The sequence below is a fragment of the Dokdonella soli genome (assembly GCF_039523175.1).
GTDB lineage: Bacteria > Pseudomonadota > Gammaproteobacteria > Xanthomonadales > Rhodanobacteraceae > Dokdonella_A > Dokdonella_A soli.
Genome location: NZ_BAAAEU010000007.1, coordinates 111,718 through 133,556, shown reverse-complemented (window position 1 = coordinate 133,556; position 21,839 = coordinate 111,718). Strand labels below are relative to the sequence as shown.

Annotated in this window: 21 protein-coding genes; 19 read left to right on the top strand and 2 right to left on the bottom strand. The window is 65.8% G+C overall.

Features of this window, described 5'->3' with window-relative positions:
* Window positions 1-58: 58 nt before the first annotated feature.
* Window positions 59-2,746 carry a TonB-dependent receptor domain-containing protein gene (locus tag ABD002_RS09000; protein ID WP_343789783.1) on the bottom strand — a complete coding sequence of 896 codons (2,688 nt, stop codon included), beginning with the start codon at window positions 2,744-2,746 and terminating at the stop codon, window positions 59-61.
* Here ABD002_RS09000 and ABD002_RS08995 point away from each other — a divergent pair.
* The 3 genes from ABD002_RS08995 (at window position 2,736) to ABD002_RS08985 (ending at window position 6,813) form a co-directional block, all read left to right on the top strand.
* Window positions 2,736-2,939, top strand: a complete 204-nt coding sequence (locus ABD002_RS08995; protein ID WP_343789778.1) for a hypothetical protein — start codon at window positions 2,736-2,738, stop codon at window positions 2,937-2,939. The two genes, ABD002_RS09000 and ABD002_RS08995, sit on opposite strands and share 11 nt — an antisense overlap.
* Before the next feature lie 464 nt (window positions 2,940-3,403).
* A complete protein-coding gene (gene clpB, locus ABD002_RS08990) occupies window positions 3,404-5,998 on the top strand; it encodes an ATP-dependent chaperone ClpB (protein WP_343789775.1) in 2,595 nt (864 codons plus the stop codon).
* A 179-nt stretch (window positions 5,999-6,177) separates the two neighbouring features.
* Window positions 6,178-6,813: a CDGSH iron-sulfur domain-containing protein gene (locus ABD002_RS08985; protein ID WP_343789773.1), complete on the top strand. Its 636-nt coding sequence runs from the start codon at window positions 6,178-6,180 to the stop codon at window positions 6,811-6,813.
* 17 nt (window positions 6,814-6,830) lie between these two features.
* Here ABD002_RS08985 and ABD002_RS08980 read toward each other — a convergent pair whose 3' ends face one another.
* Complete coding sequence (locus ABD002_RS08980; RefSeq protein ID WP_343789770.1) at window positions 6,831-7,412, bottom strand: hypothetical protein; 582 nt, start codon at window positions 7,410-7,412, stop codon at window positions 6,831-6,833.
* 164 nt (window positions 7,413-7,576) lie between these two features.
* On the opposite strand from ABD002_RS08980, the gene ABD002_RS08975 reads away from it, so the two are divergent.
* The 16 genes from ABD002_RS08975 to queE all read left to right on the top strand — a co-directional run bounded on the left by ABD002_RS08975 (window position 7,577) and on the right by queE (window position 21,833).
* Entirely contained in the window at window positions 7,577-7,912 is a 336-nt protein-coding gene (locus tag ABD002_RS08975) for an FmdB family zinc ribbon protein (protein WP_343789767.1), read from the top strand.
* 85 nt (window positions 7,913-7,997) lie between these two features.
* A complete protein-coding gene (locus ABD002_RS08970; protein WP_343789765.1) occupies window positions 7,998-8,615 on the top strand; it encodes a DUF3011 domain-containing protein in 618 nt (205 codons plus the stop codon).
* Between the two features lie 169 nt (window positions 8,616-8,784).
* Window positions 8,785-10,554 (top strand): aspartate--tRNA ligase, encoded by a 1,770-nt coding sequence (gene aspS, locus ABD002_RS08965; protein WP_343789761.1) that lies wholly within the window; start codon window positions 8,785-8,787, stop codon window positions 10,552-10,554.
* 73 nt (window positions 10,555-10,627) lie between these two features.
* Window positions 10,628-11,257 (top strand): esterase/lipase family protein, encoded by a 630-nt coding sequence (locus ABD002_RS08960; RefSeq protein ID WP_343789758.1) that lies wholly within the window; start codon window positions 10,628-10,630, stop codon window positions 11,255-11,257.
* 58 nt (window positions 11,258-11,315) lie between these two features.
* Window positions 11,316-11,870, top strand: coding sequence for a crossover junction endodeoxyribonuclease RuvC (gene ruvC, locus ABD002_RS08955; protein ID WP_343789755.1), 555 nt, complete (start codon window positions 11,316-11,318; stop codon window positions 11,868-11,870).
* Window positions 11,867-12,457: a Holliday junction branch migration protein RuvA gene (ruvA, locus tag ABD002_RS08950; protein ID WP_343789752.1), complete on the top strand. Its 591-nt coding sequence runs from the start codon at window positions 11,867-11,869 to the stop codon at window positions 12,455-12,457. Before ruvC ends, ruvA begins: the two co-directional genes overlap by 4 nt.
* Window positions 12,458-12,590: 133 nt before the next feature.
* Window positions 12,591-14,477: a potassium transporter Kup gene (locus ABD002_RS08945; RefSeq protein ID WP_343789749.1), complete on the top strand. Its 1,887-nt coding sequence runs from the start codon at window positions 12,591-12,593 to the stop codon at window positions 14,475-14,477.
* A 162-nt stretch (window positions 14,478-14,639) separates the two neighbouring features.
* On the top strand, window positions 14,640-15,686 hold the full coding sequence (ruvB, locus tag ABD002_RS08940) for a Holliday junction branch migration DNA helicase RuvB (RefSeq protein ID WP_343789746.1): 1,047 nt from the start codon (window positions 14,640-14,642) through the stop codon (window positions 15,684-15,686).
* A 43-nt stretch (window positions 15,687-15,729) separates the two neighbouring features.
* On the top strand, window positions 15,730-16,152 hold the full coding sequence (ybgC, locus tag ABD002_RS08935) for a tol-pal system-associated acyl-CoA thioesterase (RefSeq protein ID WP_343789743.1): 423 nt from the start codon (window positions 15,730-15,732) through the stop codon (window positions 16,150-16,152).
* A complete protein-coding gene (tolQ, locus tag ABD002_RS08930) occupies window positions 16,149-16,835 on the top strand; it encodes a protein TolQ (protein ID WP_343789740.1) in 687 nt (228 codons plus the stop codon). Before ybgC ends, tolQ begins: the two co-directional genes overlap by 4 nt.
* 37 nt (window positions 16,836-16,872) lie before the next feature.
* Window positions 16,873-17,313, top strand: a complete 441-nt coding sequence (gene tolR / locus ABD002_RS08925) for a protein TolR (RefSeq protein WP_343789737.1) — start codon at window positions 16,873-16,875, stop codon at window positions 17,311-17,313.
* 13 nt (window positions 17,314-17,326) lie between these two features.
* Entirely contained in the window at window positions 17,327-18,256 is a 930-nt protein-coding gene (gene tolA / locus ABD002_RS08920) for a cell envelope integrity protein TolA (protein ID WP_343789734.1), read from the top strand.
* Between the two features lie 8 nt (window positions 18,257-18,264).
* Window positions 18,265-19,587, top strand: coding sequence for a Tol-Pal system beta propeller repeat protein TolB (tolB, locus tag ABD002_RS08915; RefSeq protein ID WP_379988890.1), 1,323 nt, complete (start codon window positions 18,265-18,267; stop codon window positions 19,585-19,587).
* A 97-nt stretch (window positions 19,588-19,684) separates the two neighbouring features.
* Complete coding sequence (gene pal, locus ABD002_RS08910; protein WP_343789731.1) at window positions 19,685-20,194, top strand: peptidoglycan-associated lipoprotein Pal; 510 nt, start codon at window positions 19,685-19,687, stop codon at window positions 20,192-20,194.
* 5 nt (window positions 20,195-20,199) lie between these two features.
* Window positions 20,200-21,114: a tol-pal system protein YbgF gene (gene ybgF, locus ABD002_RS08905; RefSeq protein ID WP_343789728.1), complete on the top strand. Its 915-nt coding sequence runs from the start codon at window positions 20,200-20,202 to the stop codon at window positions 21,112-21,114.
* A gap of 11 nt (window positions 21,115-21,125) precedes the next feature.
* Window positions 21,126-21,833, top strand: a complete 708-nt coding sequence (gene queE, locus ABD002_RS08900) for a 7-carboxy-7-deazaguanine synthase QueE (RefSeq protein WP_343789725.1) — start codon at window positions 21,126-21,128, stop codon at window positions 21,831-21,833.
* Window positions 21,834-21,839 lie beyond the last annotated feature (6 nt).

Here is a 21,839-nt window from a genome sequence, read left to right as displayed (position 1 = left end):
GGTCCCGCCGGGGCCGCAAACATGACGTTGGAATCGCTGGCCTGTACGGCCCTCTCGATCAGAACTTCTGCGAGTACTTGACGTACCAGAGCCGGCCGATGTCGTACGACGGGTGGTAGGAGTACTGGCTGAGATTGCCATTGGCGCCGTACACCATCGGACCGACGCGGTCGAACACATTGTTCGCGCCGACGGCGACCACACCCTTCCACGGCAGGTTGTAGTGGACCTGGAGGTCGTTGAAGGAGACCGAACCGATGCGCGTCGCCGGCTGTTTTCCGGTGCCTGGCGAGACGTAGTTCGGCATGCTGCACTCGGGGCCGCCGCTCTGGTCGAAGCGGCAGGCATCCTTGAACGAGGAGTAGTAGCGCAGGCCCCAGGTCGCGCCCCAGTCGCCGTACGTCCAGTCGACGCCGGTGTTGGCGCGGATGCGCCAGACCGGGTACCAGCCATTGTCCTGGATCACCTTGGCGGACGGGTTGGTCTGGTGGCTGAAGCTGGAGATGTAGTTGGCGTCCATCGACAGCTTGAACAGGCCGAACACTGTTTCCGGCAGGCGGTAGTTCATCGCCAGGTCGTAGCCATCCGTCTCTTCCCAGCCGGTGTTGCCGAGCGAGCGGTTCAGGTTGATGACCTGGCCGGTGGTCGGGTTGCGCTGGAAGCGAGAGCACGCGGATGCATCGCCGCCCTGGTAGCAGTCCTTCAGAATCGTGTTGGCACTGACGCCGCTGACCAGGTTCTGGATGCGGATGCGGTACCAGTCGAGGCTGATGTCGAAGCCAGGCAGGTAGCTTGGGCTGTAGACCAAGCCCAGCGTCTTGCTGGTCGAGGTTTCCGGCTTGAGGTTCCGGTTCGAGCCGGACAGGAACGCCGTCGTCGACTGCGCGCCGCCGCCACTCTTGATCGGGTTGCCGGCGGCATCGGTCTGGCGGAAGGTGGAGGCGAGACCGGCTCGTCCGCACGCCGCCGCGGTCGCGGCATCGGTCGCGGCGAGGCCGTACTTGGCATCGCAGGGGTCGAGGTACTGGTCGAAGGTCTGCGAGGTGCCGCCGAACAGGTCGTTGATCGTCGGCGCGCGGAAGCCTTCGCTGTAGCTGCCGCGGGCGAGCAGGTCCTCGATCGGACGCCAGGTCAGGCCGAACTTGCCGTTGGTGGTGGTGCCGAAGTTGCCGTAGTCGGAGTGGCGGCCGGCGACGCTGAGGTCCAGGCTCTTCGCGAATGGCAGGTCCTTCAGCACCGGCACCGACAATTCGACGTAGAACTCGTCGACCGAGTACTTGCCGTTGGTCGGCTGGGCGGCGTTGTTGGTGGTGTTGCCGGTGGAGGACAGCGCATCGGGACGGAAATAGCCCGATTCATGGCGCGACTCGTAGCCGGCCGCGAACGCGAGCGCGCCGGCGGGCAGTTCGAACAGGTCGCCGGTGATGTTGGCGCTGTAATCCTTGGTCGTCGCGCTGTAGGTGTCCTGGATGTCGGCGAGGACGTAGTTCAGCGCGTCCGCGCCGTACTGGCCCTGGCCGGCGAGCACGTTCCACGGCACGCAGCCGGCGATCACCGCTCCCGGCTTGCCGCACTTGACCTTGCCGTCTGTGTCGAGGAACGGGCCGAGTGCTTGCTTGACGTTGATCAAGTTGAGGTTGCCGGTCAGGTGCTTGACGCCGTCGATCTTGTTGTAGAGGTAATTGACGTCCCAGTTGTAGGTATGGCCGATCAGCTCGAAATAGCCCTCGAGTCCGGTGGCGAAGTGGTACGTCTTCAGATTGTTGTCGGTGACGCGCGGTACATCGGTGATGCGGCGCGTGAACTGCAGGCTCTGCGGCGTCGCGTAGCCGTGCTGGCTGCCGAGCGGGTTGTAGTAGCTGTCCTTGTCGATGACGATGCCGAACGAGTTGCCCTGCAGCGGGTAACCGGCGACCTGCGTGTTCGACACGCGCTCGTCATACAGCGCGTCGGCGCGGAATGCGAGGCCGGGCAGGAAATCGTAGCGGCCCTTGGCGAAGATCGCCTTGCGCTCGGAACCGATCGCCAGCATCTGCTGCACGTTGGTGTTGTAGTAGTCGCCCTCGCTGAGCGGGTGATAGTTGGCGAAGTTGGTCGGATCGGCGCCCGGATTGAGCTTCCACTGGCGTCCGCTCGAGCCGCCGCCGCCGGTCGGGCCGTTGACGAGCACGCCGCCGGGGCCGACCGGGCTGGTTCCGACGTTCATATGGTTGGGGCCGAACGGGTACTTGCTGAAGTCGCGATCGCGCGCCCACACCGGATCGACCTTCTGGTAGGAGGCGTCGAACACCAGCATCGACTTCTCGGTGGTGTTGCCCAGCGTCAGGTCGTAGCTCTGGGTGGTGCCGTCACCCTGGTCGTACTGGCCCACGTAGCCGCTGGCCTGCAAGCCGTCGAACTGCTTGCGGGTGACGATGTTGACCACGCCTGCGATCGCGTCGGAGCCATACAGCGCCGAGGCGCCATCCTTCAGCACTTCCACGCGCTCGATGATCGAGACCGGAATGGTGGCGAGGTCGGTGCGGCCATTGACGTCGGTGCCCCAGCGCCGGCCATCGACCAGCACCAGCGTGCGCACCACGCCGAGATTGCGCATGTCCACGAACGAGCCGCCGCCGTAGGTGTTGGAGACCAGCACGGTCGAACGGTTGACGCTGGCGGTGCCGGCGGAGCTCAGGTGGTTGATGATGTCCTCGACGGTCGCGAAGCCTTGCTTCTCGATCTGGGCGCGGTCGATGGTGAACACCGGCTGCGACGTCTCGAGTTCCGTGCGCTTGATGCGGCTGCCGACGACGGTGATGCTCTCGAGCTTTTATGCCTCGCTGGATTCCGACGGCGTTTCGGCGGCGAACGCCGGCATGGCAGGGCCGACGGCGCAGGCGCAAGCGATGGCCAGCGCGGTACGGCGCAACAGGCGCCGGTCAATCGTGTCGAAGTGAGAACCCATGGTCTGCTTTCCCCAGATGATGGAGCGCCCGCTGCGTCCGGACGCTGGATGAAATCGGGCTGTGGCGACCGCCGCAGCCGGTCACCGGGGAGGCAATGGATTGGGTGGTCGCGATGTGCGACCGAGTCGGTCGTCAAGTTCCCCAAGACGGAAGCGACGCGGGTGACAGCCAGTGAAAGTCACCGGCGAACAGGCAAGCCCTGAAACCCCATGTCCCGAAGATCGGTGTTTCACCGACCGCAATCGTTTCATTACATCCCCGTTGCAACCCTATCCGGGCGGCCACCGAGGGTCAACCTCCCCGACACTTCCATGCCAGGCATGAAACAGGCGGGCGCGGCGCGCCGGACAAGGTCCGTCCCCCGCAATGCAGCCGCGAACGCGCGCTTTGCTTGAATCGCCGGTCGAGAGCCGCATTTTCCGCGCATCCTAACGTGCCTCAGGGGACCGAACGCCATGCGCATGGACAAACTGACTTCGCGCTTCCAACAGGCGCTCGCCGACGCGCAATCGCTCGCGATCGGCCGCGACAACAACATGATGGAGCCGGCGCACCTGATGGCCGCGCTGCTCGACCAGCAGGGCGGTTCGACCGTGCCGCTGCTGGCGCAGGCCGGGGTCAACGTGCCGGCGTTGCGCACGCGCGTCGGGCAGATCCTCGACCGTCTGCCCAAGGTGGCCGGACAGGAAGGCAACATCAACGTCTCCAATGACCTCAGTCGCCTGCTCAATGTCGCCGACAAGCTCGCCCAGCAGCGCGGGGACCAGTTCATCGCTTCGGAGCTGTTCGCGCTCGCCGCGCTCGACGACAAGGGCGAGGTCGGCGGCGCCTTGAAGGCGGCCGGTGCGACGAAGGCGAACATCGCGGCGGCGATCGAGAAGATGCGCGGCGGCGAGAAGGTGCAATCGGAGAGTGCCGAAGAGCAGCGCCAGGCACTGGAGAAATACACGATCGACCTGACCGCGCGTTCGGAGAAGGGCAAGCTGGATCCGGTGATCGGCCGCGATGAAGAGATCCGGCGCGTGATCCAGGTGCTGCAACGGCGCACCAAGAACAACCCGGTGCTGATCGGCGAGCCCGGCGTCGGCAAGACCGCGATCGTCGAGGGGCTGGCCCAGCGCATCATCAACGACGAGGTGCCCGAGGGCCTGCGCGGCAAGCGCGTGCTGTCGCTGGACATGGGCGCATTGATCGCCGGCGCGAAGTTCCGCGGCGAATTCGAGGAGCGCCTCAAGGGCGTGCTCAACGACCTCGCCAAGCAGGAAGGCCAGATCATCCTGTTCATTGACGAGCTGCACACGATGGTCGGCGCAGGAAAAGCGGAAGGTGCGATGGACGCCGGCAACATGCTGAAGCCCGCGCTCGCACGCGGCGAGCTGCATTGCATCGGCGCGACCACGCTCGACGAGTACCGCAAGTACATCGAGAAGGACGCGGCGCTCGAGCGCCGCTTCCAGAAGGTGCTCGTCGGCGAGCCGAGCGTCGAGGACACGATCGCGATCCTGCGCGGGCTCAAGGAGAAGTACGCGGTGCACCACGGTGTCGAGATCACCGATCCGGCGATCGTCGCGGCGGCGACCCTGTCGAATCGCTATATCCCGGATCGGCAATTGCCGGACAAGGCGATCGATCTGATGGACGAGGCCGCCTCGCGCATCCGCATGGAGATTGACTCCAAGCCCGAGGAATTGGATCGCAAGGAGCGTCGCCTGATCCAGCTCAAGATCCAGCGCGAGGCGCTGAAGAAGGAGAAGGACAAGGAATCGAAGCAGCGCCTGGCCGACCTCGAAAAGGAAATCGGCGTGCTCGAGCGCGACTATTCGGATCTGGAGGAAGTCTGGAAATCCGAGAAGGCGACCCTGCAGGGCGCGACGAAGATCAAGGAGCAGATCGAGGCGGCGCGTCTCGATCTCGAAGCCGCGCAGCGTCGCCAGGACTACGCGAAGATGAGCGAGATCCAGTACGGGAAAATCCCGGAGCTGGAGAAGCAGCTGAAAGCGGCTCAGGAAGCCGAGAAGAAAGGCTTCACCTTGCTGCAGGACAAGGTCACCGCCGAGGAGATCGCCGAAGTCGTCGCGCGCTGGACCGGCATTCCGGTCAGCAAGATGCTCGAGGGCGAGCGCGAGAAGTTGCTCAGGATGGAAGATGAGCTGCACAAGCGCGTGGTCGGCCAGGACGAGGCAGTGCGCGCGGTCAGCGACGCGATCCGGCGCGCGCGCGCCGGCCTGTCCGATCCGAACCGGCCGAACGGCTCGTTCCTGTTCCTCGGCCCCACCGGCGTCGGCAAGACCGAGCTGTGCAAGGCGCTGGCCGGTTTCCTGTTCGACTCGACCGATGCGATGGTGCGCATCGACATGAGCGAGTTCATGGAGAAGCACTCGGTCAGCCGTTTGATCGGCGCGCCGCCGGGCTATGTCGGCTACGAGGAAGGTGGCTACCTGACCGAAGCGGTGCGGCGCAGGCCGTACAGCGTGATCCTGCTCGACGAGGTCGAGAAGGCGCATCACGATGTGTTCAACATCCTGCTGCAGGTGCTCGACGATGGCCGCCTGACCGATGGTCAGGGCCGCACGGTCGATTTCCGCAACACGGTGATCGTGATGACCTCGAACCTCGGTTCGCAATACATCCAAGACATGTCCGATCAAAGCGGCGGCGACAGCGAGGAGCAGTACACGCAGATGAAGGCGTCGGTGATGGGCGTCGTGCAGGCGCACTTCCGGCCCGAGTTCATCAACCGCCTCGACGAGATCGTCGTGTTCCGGGCGCTCGACAAGACGCAGATCCGCGCGATCGCGCGCATCCAGATCGCTTACCTGGAGAAACGCCTCGCCGAGCGCCAGCTGAAACTGGAACTCTCGGACAAGGCGCTCGACCTGCTCGGCAACATCGGTTTCGATCCGGTCTACGGTGCGCGGCCGCTGAAGCGCGCGATCCAGCAGCAGCTCGAGAATCCGCTCGCGAGGGAGATCCTCGAGGGCCGCTTCCAGCCGGGCGACACGGTGGCGGTCGACGCGGTGGGCGGCAAGCTTGCGTTCCAGAAGGCTTGAGACGGTTGGCTCTTGGTAGGAGCGGCTTCAGCCGCGATGCTTTCCCGCCACGAATTGCACTCACCAAAGCATCGCGGCTGAAGCCGCTCCTACCATAGCAACTGTGCGTTGCGCGCCGGGATTGCGCGCCAGTCGGCAAAGTACGAATCTGTCAGCAAGTGAGCGTGGAGGACAGCACAGTGGCCATCGAAACCGTCAAAGGCAAGGCCGTTACGATCCATTTCGACGGCCAGCGCTGCGTGCACTCGCGCAACTGCGTGCTCGATCATCCCGACGTATTCGTACCGAACGTCGAGGGTGAGTGGATCCATCCGGACGCCGCGAGCGCCGACGAGGTCATGCGCATCGCGAAGAACTGCCCGTCCGGCGCGATCCAGTGCGAGCGCCACGATGGCGGTGCGCAGGAAGCGCCGCCGGTCGTCAACACGGTGCGCGTGCGCGAGAACGGCCCGCTCGCGTTCAACGCACCGCTCTCGATCCGAGGCAAGGCCGATGGCCTGCGCGCGACCTTGTGTCGCTGCGGCGCCTCGAAGAACAAGCCGTGGTGTGACGGCAGTCACGCCGAGATTGGATTCACGGCGACCGGCGAGCCGGCGATTGCCCAATCGCAGCCGCTCGCGGCGCGCGACGGTGCGCTGCTGATCGAGCCACAGCACAACGGCCCGCTCAAGGTCATCGGCAATCTCGAAATCGTCAGCGGTACCGGTCACACCATCAATCGCGTCACGAAGACCTGGTTGTGCCGCTGCGGCCACTCGAAGAACAAGCCGTATTGCGACGGCAGCCACAGCACAGTCGGTTTCGAGGCGGCCTGAGGTCCGCTACGCAGCGTTCAGTCGATCGAGAACGACTGCAACTCGACCGGTACCGTGCCGCTCGGGCCGAAGAATGCGTGGTCCGCGTGCGAGGTCAAGTTGGCGAGGCCCTTGAAATTGTACTGGTAGATCCGGAACCACACGCTCTGCGCGCCCGCCGGGGCGACGACCGAGCCTTGGCCGTAGCGCGCCCATGTGCTGCTGATCGCCGGTTGCAGGACATTCTGGCTGATGTACGCAGTCGCGCAGGCGGCGTCGGTATACCAGTGCAAGTCGACGCCGGTGCCGTCGCCGGACTGGCCGGGCGCGGTCGGTCCCTCGATCAGGTTGGCGCCGAAGTCGTAACTCTGGCCGGCGGTTACCGGCACGCACTGACTCACTTGGACCGTGCAGCAGGCGACGCCCGACAACAGGACCGAACCCGCTGCCGGCGATCCGGCCGTGCCGTCGAACGTGGTTGTTCCCTGCGATGCGTTGGTCGTGCCCCATCCGCCGAGATCAGTGTTGAAATCCGGATTGACGAGCAGGTTCGCTGCGCCGACACCGGCCGCGCCTGTAGACATGGCCAGAGCGAGTGCGACAAGCCATATGCGTTTCATTGGATCCCCTGATGCCAAAGTGGAAAAGTTCACACCGCTTTGGACCATAGCACAGGAGCGACCGCCGTTTCGAGCGGTTCCGGGCTTGAAATTACCGCCGCCGCGCCACACTGTGTGCGGCCCGCTGAGGAATCACGTGACGTTGGCCGCCCAGGAGTTTCACGATGCCGATTTATGAATTCGAATGCACAGCCTGCGCCGCCGTGTTCGATCGACTGCAGAAATTGTCGGATCCCGATCCAGCGGACTGCCCCGAGTGCGGACAGTCACGCGTGAAGCGGCGCCTGAGCGCGCCGGCGTTCCGGCTCGCCGGTAGCGGCTGGTACGAGACCGACTTCAAGAAGGACGGCGACACCAAGCGCAATCTTGCCGGCAAGGACGACTCGCCGAAGGCGGACGCGAAGCCGGATGGCAAGAGCGAATCCAAGGCCAAGGCCGACAGCGCCCCCGCGGCGGCGCCGGCTGCCAAATCGGGTACCGAGAGCGCCGCGGGTACCTGATGCGGCGCCTACTTCGCGATCCGTTCATGCGCTTCGTCTAGACTGGCGCGGCGTCATTCGTCCACAACAACTGGGGAGTACGGCCATGCTCAAGCCTGTTTGCGGGGTTGCAACCTTGGTGTTGTCCTTCTGCGCGGCCGTGGCCTCGGCCCAGGCGCCGGTCCAGCTGGCCACGGCGATCGATGCCGCGGCGGCCGCGCAATATGGCGGCGACTGGCAGCCGGGTCCGGGCTGGGATCGCGACATCGACGTACGCTGCGGCAGCAGGGGTTATGCCTACAACATGTGCCAGGTCGATACCGGCCAGGGCAGTCGCGTCGCGATCGTGCGCCAGATCTCCAATACGCGCTGCGTCGAAGGCCGCAACTGGGGCTGGAACCGTGCCGGCATCTGGGTCGACCAGGGTTGCGAAGGCGTGTTCCGCGTACAGCGGCGCTGGGCGACGGGTCCGGGCCCAGGTCCGGGACCCGGCTGGCAGCCAGGTGCAGGCTGGGACCAGGACATCACGGTGAGCTGCGGCAGCCCGCAATACAAGTACGCGATGTGCCAGGTCGACACCGGCCGCGGCAGCCGCGTCTACCTGCAGCGGCAGACCTCGGACACGCGCTGCGTCGAAGGTCGCAATTGGGGCTGGAATCGTGCCGGCATCTGGGTCGACCAGGGCTGCGGCGGGATCTTCATCGTGGAGCGCCGCTGGCGCTGACCGCGCGATTGTCCATGCCGTCAAGGACGCCCGCCCTTCGGCGGGCGTCTTTTTTCGGGCCCGCTACCGATGAGTTCTCGGCTTGGCGCGCGCCGACATTGCAGTGCAGCAACTTCCTCCGTAGGATTTCGCGCCTTCCTGCGCCGCACGGCGCGATGCGAACGAATCCATGCGCACACATTATTGCGGTCTCGTCGACGAGACCTTGATCGACCACCCGGTCGCCCTCTGCGGCTGGGTCGACACGCGCCGTGACCATGGCGGCGTGATCTTCATCGACCTGCGCGACCACGAAGGCGTCGTGCAGGTCGTCGTCGATCCGGACAATGCAGCTGCGTTCAAGACCGCGAGCGCGGTCGGCTACGAATACTGCCTGCGTGTCACCGGCACCGTGCGCCGTCGCGTCAGCGCCAACGAGCGCGTGAAGACCGGCCATGTCGAGGTGCTCGCCGAGCGCATCGAGGTGCTGAACGCCGCGCGCGACCTGCCGTTCGTGCTGCATGAGACGACGAACGAGGATCTCAAGCTCAAGTACCGCTATCTCGACCTGCGCCGGCCGGACATGCAGCGTGCGATGCGCATGCGCACCAGGCTCGTGTCCGCGCTGCGCCGCCATCTCGACGCACGCGGCTTCCAGGACATCGAGACACCGATCCTGACCAAGGCCACGCCGGAAGGCGCGCGCGACTACCTCGTGCCAAGCCGCGTGCACGCGGGCGAGTTCTACGCGCTGCCGCAGTCGCCGCAGCTGTTCAAGCAGTTGCTGATGATGGCCGGCTTCGACCGCTACTATCAGATCGCGCGCTGCTTCCGCGACGAGGACCTGCGCGCGGACCGCCAGCCCGAATTCACCCAGCTCGACATGGAGTTCGCGTTCGTCGAGGAGCGCGACGTGCAGGATGCGGTCGAAGACATGATCCGCGCTATCTTCAAGGAGATCGCGGACGTCGAGCTCGCTGCCGCATTCCCGCGCATGACCTACGAGGAGGCGGTGCGCCGCTACGGTTCGGACAAGCCGGACCTGCGCATCGCGCTCGAACTCGTCGACGTCGCCGAGCAGGTGAAGCAGGTCGAGTTCAAGGTCTTCGCCGAGGCCGCCAGCGATCCGGACGGTCGTGTGGCGGCGTTGCGCCTGCCGGGGGGCGCCGATCTCACCCGCAAGCAGATCGACGAGCTCGGTGCGCATGTCGCGAAGCACGGCGCGAAGGGTCTCGCCTGGATCCGCGTCGATGACCGCGCCAAGGGCCGCGAAGGCCTCAATTCGCCGATCGCCAAGTTCCTCGACGACGCGACACTGACCGCGCTGCTCGACAAGGTCGGGGCGCAGACCGGCGACATGGTTTTCTTCGGTGCCGGCGAGTACAAGACGGTCTCCGACTTCATGGGCGCGCTGCGCCTCAAGGTCGGACGCGACCGCGGCCTGGTCGAAAACGCGTGGAAGCCTCTCTGGGTCGTCGACTTCCCGATGTTCGAATACGATGCGGAAGCCGGTCGCTACGTCGCGCTGCATCATCCATTCACCGCGCCGAAGGTCGATGACGTCGCCGACCTCAAAGCCAACGCGAAGATCGCGGTGTCACGCGGCTACGACATGGTCCTCAACGGCAACGAGATCGGCGGCGGTTCGATCCGCATCCATCGCCCGGAGATGCAGAGCGCGGTGTTCGATCTGCTCGGCATCAGCGCCGACGAGGCGCAGGCGAAGTTCGGTTTCCTGCTGGAGGCCTTGAAGTTCGGCGCGCCGCCGCACGGCGGCATCGCCTTCGGCATCGACCGCATCGCCGCGCTGATCGCCGGCACCGAGTCGATCCGTGACGTGATCGCGTTCCCGAAGACGACCAGCGCACAGTGCCTGATGACCGCGGCGCCGTCGCCGGTGCCGGTCGCGCAGCTCACCGAGCTGCACGTGCGCGTGGTTGAACGGGATCCCAAGGCCTAGAATCGGCAGGTACCGACAAGTCCGTCATCCCGGCTTCACCGGAATGACGAGCTCGGAAGGATACGCAGCCACCATGACCGAACACGTCATTCTCCTGCATGGCATCTGGATGCGAGCGTTCACGCTGCAGTCGCTTGCGCGGCGCCTGCGCGTGGCCGGCTATACGGTCGAGACGCTGGATTATGCGAGCGTGTTTGGTGGCATCGAGCCGGCGATCGCCCGCCTGCGTGAGCGCATGCGCGCGGTCGATGCCGAGGTCGTGCACCTGGTGGGCCACAGCCTCGGCGGGGTCGTCGCTCTGGAAGCGACGCGCGGTGTGCGCAAGCTGCCGCGCGGCCGCACCGTCTGTCTCGGGCCGCCGCTGCGTGGCAGTGCGGTCGCACGCGGGCTTGCCAGTGTTCCCGGCGGGCGCTGGTTGCTCGGGCACAGTGCCGGTGCGCTGGTCGATGGCCTCGATGCGTGGACCGGATCGCGCCAGGTCGGCGTGATCGCAGGTCGCCTGCCGCTCGGGCTCGGCATCGCGATCGGTGCGCTGACTTCGCCGCATGACGGCACCGTGTCGGTCGAGGAAACCCTGCTCCCCGGCATCTCTGACCATTGCACGGTCGCCGCTTCGCACACCGGTCTGCTGTTCTCCGCCGAGGTGGCCGATCTCACCGTTGGTTTCCTGCGCGCTGGCCGTTTCGCGCCGGTGCGGCGTTGAACGTTGCACGCGTGCGTTAGACTCCGCGCCGCGCACACACAGGCCAGCACCCAGAATCGTGCCGATTACCGCAATCCAGTCGACGGCCACCGCGGTTCGCATCCTCGGCATCGATCCCGGCAGCCAGCGTACCGGCGTCGGCATCATCGACGTCGATGCAAGCGGCAAGGCGCGGCACGTGTTCCACACGGCGTTGAACCTACTTGGCAACGACGATTTCGCCGCGCGCCTCAAGCAGATCTTCGACGGGCTCGGCGCGATCATCGCCGAGTACGCGCCGCAGGAGGCCGCGATCGAGCGCGTGTTCATGGCGCGCAATCCGGATTCGGCCCTCAAGCTCGGGCAGGCGCGTGGCGCCGCGATCTGCGCGGTCGTGCACTGCGGCGTCGGCGTGACCGAGTACGCGGCGCGCGAGGTCAAGCAGGCGGTGGTCGGCACCGGGGCCGGCGACAAGACTCAGGTGCAGCACATGGTCGGTATCCTCCTCAATCTCCCCGGGCGCCTGCAGGCCGATGCGGCGGACGCGCTCGCGATCGCGCTGGCGCATGCGCATACGCGCGCAAGCATCCAGCGCATCGGCATTCCACGCAGTGCCTGGAGGCGCAGGCGATGATCGGCCGGCTCAAGGGCGTCCTCGTCGCGAAGCAGCCGCCGTGGATCGTGGTCGACGTCGGCGGGGTCGGCTACGAACTCGAGGCGCCGATGTCCACGTTTTTTGACTTGCCTGAACTCGGCGCTACGGTGAACCTTTGCACGCACTACGCGGCGAAGGAAGACACGGTGGCCCTTTACGGCTTCCTGCGCGAGTCCGAGCGCAGCCTGTTCCGCGCACTGCAAAAGGTCAGCGGCGTTGGGGCGAAGATCTCGCTCGCTGTGCTGTCCGGCGTCAGCGTCGACGAGTTCGCGCGGCTGGTGCAGACCAGCGACATCACCGCGCTGACACGGATTCCCGGCATCGGCAAGAAGACCGCCGAGCGCATGGTGGTGGAGCTGCGCGACCGCGTCGACGGCATCGGTGGCGGCTTGCCGTCACCGATCGGTGGTGCGGTACTGGCCGATCCGGTCGCCGAGGCGAGCGTTGCGCTGCAGACGCTCGGCTACAAGCCGGCCGAGGTCACGCGCCTGGTGCGCGGCGCGGCCGCGCCGGGCGATGGCGCCGAGGACATCATCCGCAAGGCACTGAAGGCAGCATTGCGTTGAACCATCCATCGAAGACCGGCTTGCACCGCCGCGACGGCATAGGGCTGCGTCTTCGCGGCTCCATTGCGACCACGGGTTTGCGGATCGCGATGAAATGCGCGGTTCCGCCTGTTGCCCAGAACGGACATCCGCGATGAACGACGATACCCAGCAGCACGTCACCTCGACCCGGTTGTCCGCGCTGGCGCTGGGCGCGATCGGCGTCGTGTTCGGCGACATCGGCACCAGCCCGCTGTACACGGTCAAGGAGGTCTTCAACACGCCCGGCGTGGAGCTCAGCCCGCAAACCATCTTCGGCATGCTGTCGCTGATCTTCTGGGCGCTGGTATTGACCGTGTCGCTGAAATACGTCGTGTTCATCATGCGCGCGGACAACAAGGGCGAGGGCGGCATGATGGCGCTGATGGCGCTGGCTCAGCGCAGCGCGCGCACCAGCCCGCGTGCGCGCTGGTGGATCGTGATGTTCGGCCTGTTCGGCGCGTCGCTGTTCTATGGCGATGGCGTGATCACGCCGGCGATTTCGGTGCTGTCGGCAATGGAGGGCATCGAGGTCGCCGCGCCGGCACTGCAGCCCTACATCGTGCCCGTGACAGTGCTCATCATCATCGCGTTGTTTGCGTTGCAGCGGTATGGCACGGCCAGGGTCGGTGCGATGTTCGGGCCGGTGATGGTGATCTGGTTCATCTGCATTGCGCTGCTCGGCGTGCGCATGATCGTGCAGCAGCCGCAGGTGCTGCTGGCGTTGAATCCGTGGTACGGCTTCGAGTTCTTCGCGCAACACCGTATCCATGCGTTCCTCGCTCTGGGCGGCGTCGTGCTCGCGCTGACCGGCGCGGAAGCGCTGTACGCGGACATGGGGCATTTCGGCAAGCAACCGATCCGGCTCGCCTGGTTCGGGTTCGTCTCGCCGGCACTGGTGCTGAACTACTTCGGACAGGGCGCGCTGCTGCTGACCAATCCGAAGGCGATCGAAAACCCGTTCTACCTGCTGGTACCGCCCATGCTGCTGTATCCGGCGATCGTGCTGGCGGCCGTGGCCACGGTGATCGCCTCGCAGGCGGTGATCTCCGGCGCGTTCTCGATGACGCGCGAGGCGATCCAGCTCGGTTATGCGCCGCGCATGAAGATCGTCCACACCTCGCGCGAGGTGAGCGGACAGATCTTCCTGCCGTGGATCAACCGCCTGCTGCTGGTGCTGGTGATCGCCGCGGTGATCGGTTTCCGCTCGTCAGACAACCTGGGCGCGGCCTACGGTATCGCAGTGACCGGCACGATGGTCATCACCACCGCGCTGGCGCTGATCGTGGCGCGCCGGATCTGGGGCTGGAGCCGGCTTGCGGTCGCCCTGACGGGGGCCGTGTTCCTGACCATCGACGCGTCGTTCTTCGCCGCCAACGCGGTCAAGATCGAGCACGGCGGCTGGTTCCCGCTGGTCCTCGGCGTCGTCGTGTTCACCATACTCGCGACCTGGCGGCGCGGCCGCGAGCTGGTCATCCGCGAGGTCAAGCAGGGTGGCCTCGCGCTGGAGCCGTTCATCGCGTCGATCGCCGCGCATCCGCCGCTGCGCGTGCCGGGCTCCGCGGTCTTCCTGACCGCGAACCAGGCCGGCGTGCCGCACGCGCTGCTGCACAACCTCAAGCACAACAAGGTGCTGCACGAGCGCAACGTGATCCTCACGGTCGAGACTGTGGAGACGCCGATGGCCGAAGCGGCCGAGCGTTTCTCGGTCGAATCGCTCGGCGGCAGTTTCTACAAGCTGATTCTGCGCTTCGGTTTCGCGGAGGATCCGGACGTGCCGGATACGCTGGCGATGATCAAGCAGTGCGGCCTGCCATTCGATCTGATGGACACCACGTTCTTCCTCAGCCGCGAGAGCATCGTCGCGACGGATCGGCCCGGCATGGCGCTGTGGCGGGACAAGCTGTTTGCATTCCTGCAGCGCAACGCAATTCCGGCCACCGCGTTCTTCCGGATTCCGGGCAATCGCCTGGTCGAACTGGGGACGCAGGTGGAGATTTGAGGGGCGGGGAATGGAGAATCGGGAATGGGGAATCGTCAAAGCGATGTCGCACCGAGGATGAACGGTTCCTGCGCGCTGGCGAGCTGAACGCTATCCTGCCTGATGCTGGCAGACGATAATCCTTGCCGCATCCATTCCCCATTCCCCATTCCCGGCTCTTCGATGACCGACCGCCTCACGTCCGCCAGCGCGATTCGCGACGACGATCTCGTCGAGGCGACGATCCGCCCGCAGCGTCTCGCCGAATACCTCGGCCAGCCGGTGGTGAAGGAGCAGCTCGGCATCTACATCGAGGCGGCGAAGCGGCGCGGCGAAGCGCTCGACCACGTGCTGATCTTCGGGCCGCCCGGGCTGGGCAAGACCACGCTCTCGCACGTGATCGCGAATGAGCTCGGCGTGAACCTGCGCTCGACCTCGGGCCCGGTACTGGAGCGTCCCGGCGATCTCGCCGCGCTGCTCACCAACCTGCAGCCGCGCGACGTGCTGTTCGTCGACGAGATCCACCGGCTGTCGCCGATCGTCGAGGAAGTGCTGTATCCGGCGCTGGAGGACTTCCAGATCGACATCATGATCGGCGAGGGGCCGGCCGCGCGCTCGATCAAGCTCGACCTGCCGCCGTTCACGCTGATCGGCGCGACCACGCGCGCAGGGCTGCTGACCGCGCCGCTGCGCGACCGCTTCGGCATCGTGCAGCGGCTCGAGTTCTACAGCGCGCTCGAACTCACTGCGATCGTGCGCCGCGCGGCGAAGATCCTCGGCATCGCCTGCGAGGCGGAGGGCGCCGTCGAGATCGCCAAGCGCGCGCGCGGCACACCGCGCATCGCGAACCGGCTGTTGCGGCGCGTGCGCGACTACGCGGAGGTCAGGGCCGGCGGCACGATTACCGCGTCGGTCGCGGCGGCGGCTCTGGACATGCTCAAGGTCGATGCGGAAGGCTTCGATGCACTGGACCGGCGCCTGCTGACCACGATCATCGAGAACTTCGACGGTGGCCCGGTCGGCGTGGAGTCACTCGCCGCGGCGCTCAGCGAGGAGCGCGGCACCATCGAGGACGTACTGGAGCCGTTCCTGATCCAGCAGGGTTTCCTGGTGCGCACCGCACGCGGGCGCATGGTCACCGGCAAGGGATTCCGGCATTTCGGGCTGGCGCCGCCGCGGCGCGGTGTGGCCGATGACCTGTTCGATGCCGGTAAACTGGGGTCAGAGTGATTTTTCCGCCGTTCTCATCACATCATCGGCGGGCCATGTTCCGGTGAAAAATCACTCTGCCCCCATTTTCGCCTGGCCGATCCGCGTCTACTGGGAAGACACCGACGCCGGCGGAGTCGTCTATCATGCGCGCTATCTGCATTTCCTCGAGCGCGCGCGCAGCGAGTGGTTGCGCGCCAGCGGCCACGGCCAGCAGCAGTTGCGCGAGCAGGCCGGCATCGTGTTCGTCGTGCACCACATGGAGCTCGCGTTCAACGCGCCGGCCCGACTCGACGACTTGCTGACTGCAACCGTCGAGCCCGTTGAACGGCGCAGCGCGAGTTTCGTCGTGCGCCAGAACCTGTGTCGCGAACCCGGGGCGAAAGCGCTGGTCGAAGCGCGTGTGCGCATCGCCTGTCTCGACGCGGACCGCTTCCGCCCACGCCCCATTCCGGATCATCTGCTTCAAGAGATTGCGAAATCATGAACTCAGAACTCAACGTCCTCGCCCTGATCCTCAACGCGAGCCTGCCGGTCAAGCTGGTGCTCGGCATCCTGATCGGCTTCTCGATCGCGTCCTGGTTCATCATCTTCCGCAAGAAGGCGCTGATCGACCGCGCGAACGCGAGCGCGGACGAGTTCGAGGAGCGCTTCTGGTCCGGCGCCGATCTCGCCGGCCTGTTCAAGGACATCACCGGCGCAGGTGATCGCGTGACCGGTAGCGGTGCGATCTTCGAGGCCGGGTTCCGCGAATTCGCGCGCCTGCGCCAGCGCCGCGGCGTCGATTCGCGCGCGCTGCTGGAAGGCGCACAGCGCGCGATGCGCGTGTCCGCGACACGCGAGGTCGACCGCCTCGAACAGAGCCTGGAATTCCTCGCCAACGTCGGCTCGATCAGCCCTTACGTCGGCCTGTTCGGTACGGTGTGGGGCATCATGATCGCGTTCCAGGGGCTCGCCAACGTCAAGGAGGCGACCATCGCGATGGTCGCGCCGGGCATTTCCGAAGCGCTGATCGCGACCGCGATGGGCCTGTTCGCGGCGATCCCGGCGGTGTGGGCCTACAACCGCTATTCGACCAAGCTCGAGCGCATCAGCCTGCGCTACGACACCTTCGTCGAGGAGTTCTCCTCGATCCTCGCGCGCCAGGCGCACGTGGAAGAAGGCGTCTGAACCCCGCCCCGGTTGCGACCGCGTTGGAATTTCCCGCATGCAGAACCTGAGAACCCGCAAGCGCCGCAAGCTCAAGGCCGAGATCAACGTCGTGCCGTACATCGACGTGATGCTCGTGCTGCTGATCATCTTCATGGTGACCGCACCGCTGCTCAATCTCGGTGTCGACATCCAGCTGCCGCAGTCGGCCGCGAAGTCGATCCAGAACGACAAGGAGCCGGTCGTGATCAGCGTCGACCAGGAAGGCGCGTATTTCCTGACCCTCGGCGCCGCCAAGCGCGACCCGATCGACTCCGAAGCCTTGGTCAAGAAAGTTTCAGCTTTCGTCCGCGAGAATCCGCAGGTTCCCGTGCTGGTCGCCGGCGACCAGCGTGCGGACTACGGAAAGATCTACCAGGCGATGGTGCTGTTGCAGTCGGCGGGCGTGCCCAAGGTCGGCCTGATGAGCCAGCCTTTGCAGGCGAGCGGAGCGCGCTAGCCGGATGGAACGCGTGAACCGGGTCGAGACCTTTGGCGACAAGCTGCGCGCGTTCGGCCTTGCGGTGGGGTTGCACGTGCTCTGCATCCTGGCCTTGCTGGCTGGGCTGTGGTGGACGAGCGAGACGCGCCCGGTGAGCATGCCGGGGCCGGTCATCGAGGCGACGTTGATCGGGCCGACGGCAGCGCCGCCGAAGGCGCGCTCGGGTGCGGCGAAACCCACGCCGACGCCGCCCAAGCCGGCACCGGAGCCACCGAAGCCCGAGCCGCCCAAGCCGGCGCCGAGCCCGGAGCCACCGGCGCCGAAGCCGGAGAAGCAGACGCCGGCCGAGGTGCAGCGTCAGGACCAGATCGAGCGCGAGAAGATCGCCGCGATCGCCGAACAGAAGGCGGAACAGGAAAAGAAGGAACAGGAAGAGAAGCACCGCCAGCAACAGGTGCTGCTCGAACAGGAACAGAAGGAGCGCAAGCTCAAGGAAGAACAACAGAAGCAGCTCGCCGACATCCGCAAGCAGCGTGAGGCCGCCGAGAAGAAGCTGAAACTGGAGAAGGACCGATTGGCCCAGCTCGAAGACCGTAATCAGCGCAAGGCCGAGGCGCAGGCGCAGCCGGAGGCCGAGCACGAGGCCCCACAGGTGCAGACCGGCGCCGGTGGCCAGGACAATGACCTCGCGGCGCGTTATGCGGCGGCGATCCAGGCCGCGGTCACGCAGAACTGGAACCGGCCAGATAGCGCGACGGCGGGGCTGCGCTGCAGCCTAAACATTGTGCAGATCCCGGGTGGCGACGTGATTTCGGTAACGGTGGGTTCACCCTGCAATGCGGATCAGCCGACGCGCAATTCCATCGAACAAGCAGTTATGAAAGCTGCTCCTCTACCGTACCAAGGCTACGAAAAAGTCTTCCAACGCGCAGTTAAATTGAATTTCAGATACGACGGATGAGGCCGATGATGATCCATAGAGGAATCTTGAGGCGCGTGATGGTGTTGCTGGCCGGGCTGCTAGTCGGCCATGCGGCCTTGGCACAGGCGCAGAAGCTCGACATCGACATCATCAATGGCAGCGCATCCGCGCTGCCGATTGCGGTTGTGCCGTTCGGCTTCGAGGGCAGCAGCGTGCCGCCGGAGACCAATCCCGGCGAGATCGTGCGCGCCGACCTCGCGCGCTCGGGCCAGTTCCGCACGCTGCCGAAGGCGGACATTGTCGAATTCCCGACGCGCCAGAGCGAGGTCAAGTTCGCGACCTGGCGCCTGCTGAAGCAGGACTATCTCGTGGTCGGCCGCATGGCCGAGAGTGGCGACGGCGCCCTGCGCGTCGAGTGGGAACTGTTCGATGTCGCCAAGCAGCAGCAGATCGGCAACGGTGCGATTGGCGGCCAGCGCACCGGCCTGCGCGACATCGCGCACCAGATCGCGGACGCGGTTTACGAGAAGATCCTCGGCGTGCGCGGCGCCTTCTGGACGCGCATCGCCTACATCACCGCGACCGGTGCGGCGCCGAACTACCAGTACGCGCTGATGGTCGCCGATTCAGACGGCTACAACCCGCAGGTCGTGGTGCGCTCGCGCGAGTCGCTGATGTCGCCGACGTGGTCGCCGGATGGAAGGAAGCTGGCCTACGTCTCGTTCGAGAGCGGCAATTCGTCGATCTACGTGCAGGACCTCGGCACCGGTTCGCGTCAGATCGTCTCGAACAGCAAGGGCATCAACAGCGCGCCGGCGTTCTCGCCGGATGGCAATCGCCTTGCAGTCAGCCTGTCCAAGGGCGGCAATCCGGACATCTACGTGATGGACCTGGGCAGCCGCCAGCTCACGCAGGTCACCAAGCACTTCGCGATCGACACCGAAGCGCGCTGGGCGCCGGACGGGCAGAGCCTGTATTTCACCTCGGATCGCTCGGGCAAGCCGCAGATCTACCAGGTCCCGCCGAGCGGCGGCGAGCCGACGCGGGTGACCTTCGAGGGTCAGTACAACGCGAGCCCGAGCGTCGTCGACGCCAAAGGCATCAAGCTTGCAATGGTGCAGGGCAGCGGAAACGTGTATCGTATCGCGATCCTTGACCGGGCGACCAACCAGTACACGCCGGTGTCGCCGGGTAGCCAAGACGAGCATCCCAGTTTTGCCCCCAACGGAAGCATGCTGCTGTATGCCGCCAGCGAAGGATCACGTGGCGTGTTGTATGCAGTGTCCGCCGACGGGCGCGTACGTCAGCGATTGGGGCTTGCGGAGGGCGACGTGCGTGAACCCGCGTGGGGTCCGTTCCGCCAGCGCTGACACAGAGGAAGCAGTGGCCGGCCGGATGGCCGGGCATGACTGAGTAGCAAGTCGAATCGAATATCCAACAAATCCTGCCCAGCTGAAGGGAAACACCATGAACAACATTGTCCGTATCGCGTTTTCCGTCCTGCTCGTCGCCGGCGTTGCGGCCTGCGCGAAGAAGGCCGTCAAGCCGACCGCTCCGGTCGAGACCGCTCCGTCGACCACGACCGCACCGATGGAGAATGCCGGCCGCTACACGCGTGACAGCCTCGACACCGATTCCTGCCTGCGCCAGCGCGTGGTCTACTTCGACCTCGACAAGAGCGAGATCAAGCCGGAATTCCAGGCCCAGATGGCCTGCCATGCGGCGTACCTGAAGCAGTTCCCGGAAGCGCGCGTGACGCTGGAAGGCAATACCGACGAGCGCGGTTCGCGCGAATACAACCTCGGCCTCGGCGAGCGCCGTGGCAACGCGGTGCAGGGCGCGCTGAGCGCGGCCGGCGCCTCGTCCTCGCAGCTCAATGTCGTCAGCTACGGCGAAGAGCGCCCGGTCTGCCGTCAGCACGAGGAATCGTGCTGGATGAAGAACCGCCGCGTCGAGATCGTCTACACCGCGAAGTAATCGCGATGAAGCGTTCGATCCCGAATGCGATCGCAGCGGTGGCCCTCGTGGCCACCGCTGTCGCGTTCGCGATGCCGGCGAATGCACAGCGGCTGTCGCTGGCCGAACGCGTCGACCGGCTCGAGCAACAAGCCAGCCCGCAGAACGGCCACGGCAATGCGGTGGATCTGGTCAACCAGATCTCCGCACTGCAGTCGCAGGTGCAATCGCTGCAGGGCCAGGTCGAGGAACTCAAGCACGCACTCGACGAGGCCAAGCAGCGCAACAAGGATCAGTACATCGATCTCGATTCGCGGATTGGCCGGCTCGAGGGCGGTGGCGCCACTGCGCCGCGGGCTGCCTCGCCTGCCGGCGCCAGCGTCCCGCGAGCGGACACGCGTCCGCCGGATGTGGATCTCGGCAGCCCGGCGAACAACCCGCCGCCTGCGCCGGCGCGTAACGGGAAAGTCGGTGACCTGACCGATGCGGATCGCGCTGCTGCACCTGGCGATGTCGCGGGCGCGAATCCGCCGACGGCGCCCGGCGATCCCGGTACCGAAAACACGGCCTACAATGATGCGTTCGCCGCGTTGAAGGACGGCCGCTATGCGGAATCGGCACGCCGGTTCCAGACCTTCATCGACCAGTACCCGAGCGGCGAACTGACCGGCAACGCGTACTACTGGCTCGGCGAGTCGTACTACGTCACGCAGAATTACAAGATCGCGCAACAATCATTCGAGACGCTGCTGCAGCGCTATCCGAACAGCCAGAAAGCGCCCGACGCGCTGCTCAAGATCGGCTACAGCCAGTACGAACAGAAGCAATGGGACCAGGCCGAAGCCACGTTGAACAAGGTCGTGCAGACGTATCCGGACACGACTGTGGCGCGTCTCGCGCAGGGCCGCCTGCGCGCGCTGAAGATGGAAGCCCGCCACTGAGCGGGGCCTCCATGAGCGTTACCGCTCGCCACCTCGCCGACGGCGATGCCGCGGGCACCGTCCCTTCCGCGCAGTCCGAACAGCGCCTGCGCATCAGCGAAATCTTTCACTCCGTGCAGGGCGAAGCCGATGCAGTCGGCTGGCCGACCGTGTTCGTGCGCCTGACCGGCTGCCCGCTGCGCTGCGTCTGGTGCGATACCGAATACGCGTTTCATGGTGGCCAGTGGCGTTCGATCGCCGAAGTGCTCGCCGAAGTCGCCGCGCACGGCACGCGGCATGTCTGCGTCACCGGCGGCGAGCCGCTGGCGCAGAAGCGCTGCCTCAACTTGCTTGCCCAGCTCTGCGACACGGGCTACGAAGTCTCGCTGGAGACCTCAGGCGCGCTCGATGTCGCCGAGGTCGATGCGCGCGTGCGCAAGGTGCTGGACCTGAAGGCGCCGGGATCCGGCGAGGTCGCGCGCAACCTGTGGTCGAATCTTGCCCACCTGACGCCGCATGACCAAGTCAAGATTGTGATCGCCGATCGCGCCGATTACGACTGGGCCGTTGAGCGCCTGCGCGAACATGCGCTGGCGGCGCGCTGCCAGGTCCTGTTCTCACCCGTGTACGGGCGCATCGCGCCGCGTGAACTCGCCGAATGGATCCTCGCCGACCGCCTGCCGGTGCGCCTGCAGCTGCAGCTGCACAAGCTGCTGTGGGGCGAAGAGCCGGGGCACTGAAAAGCA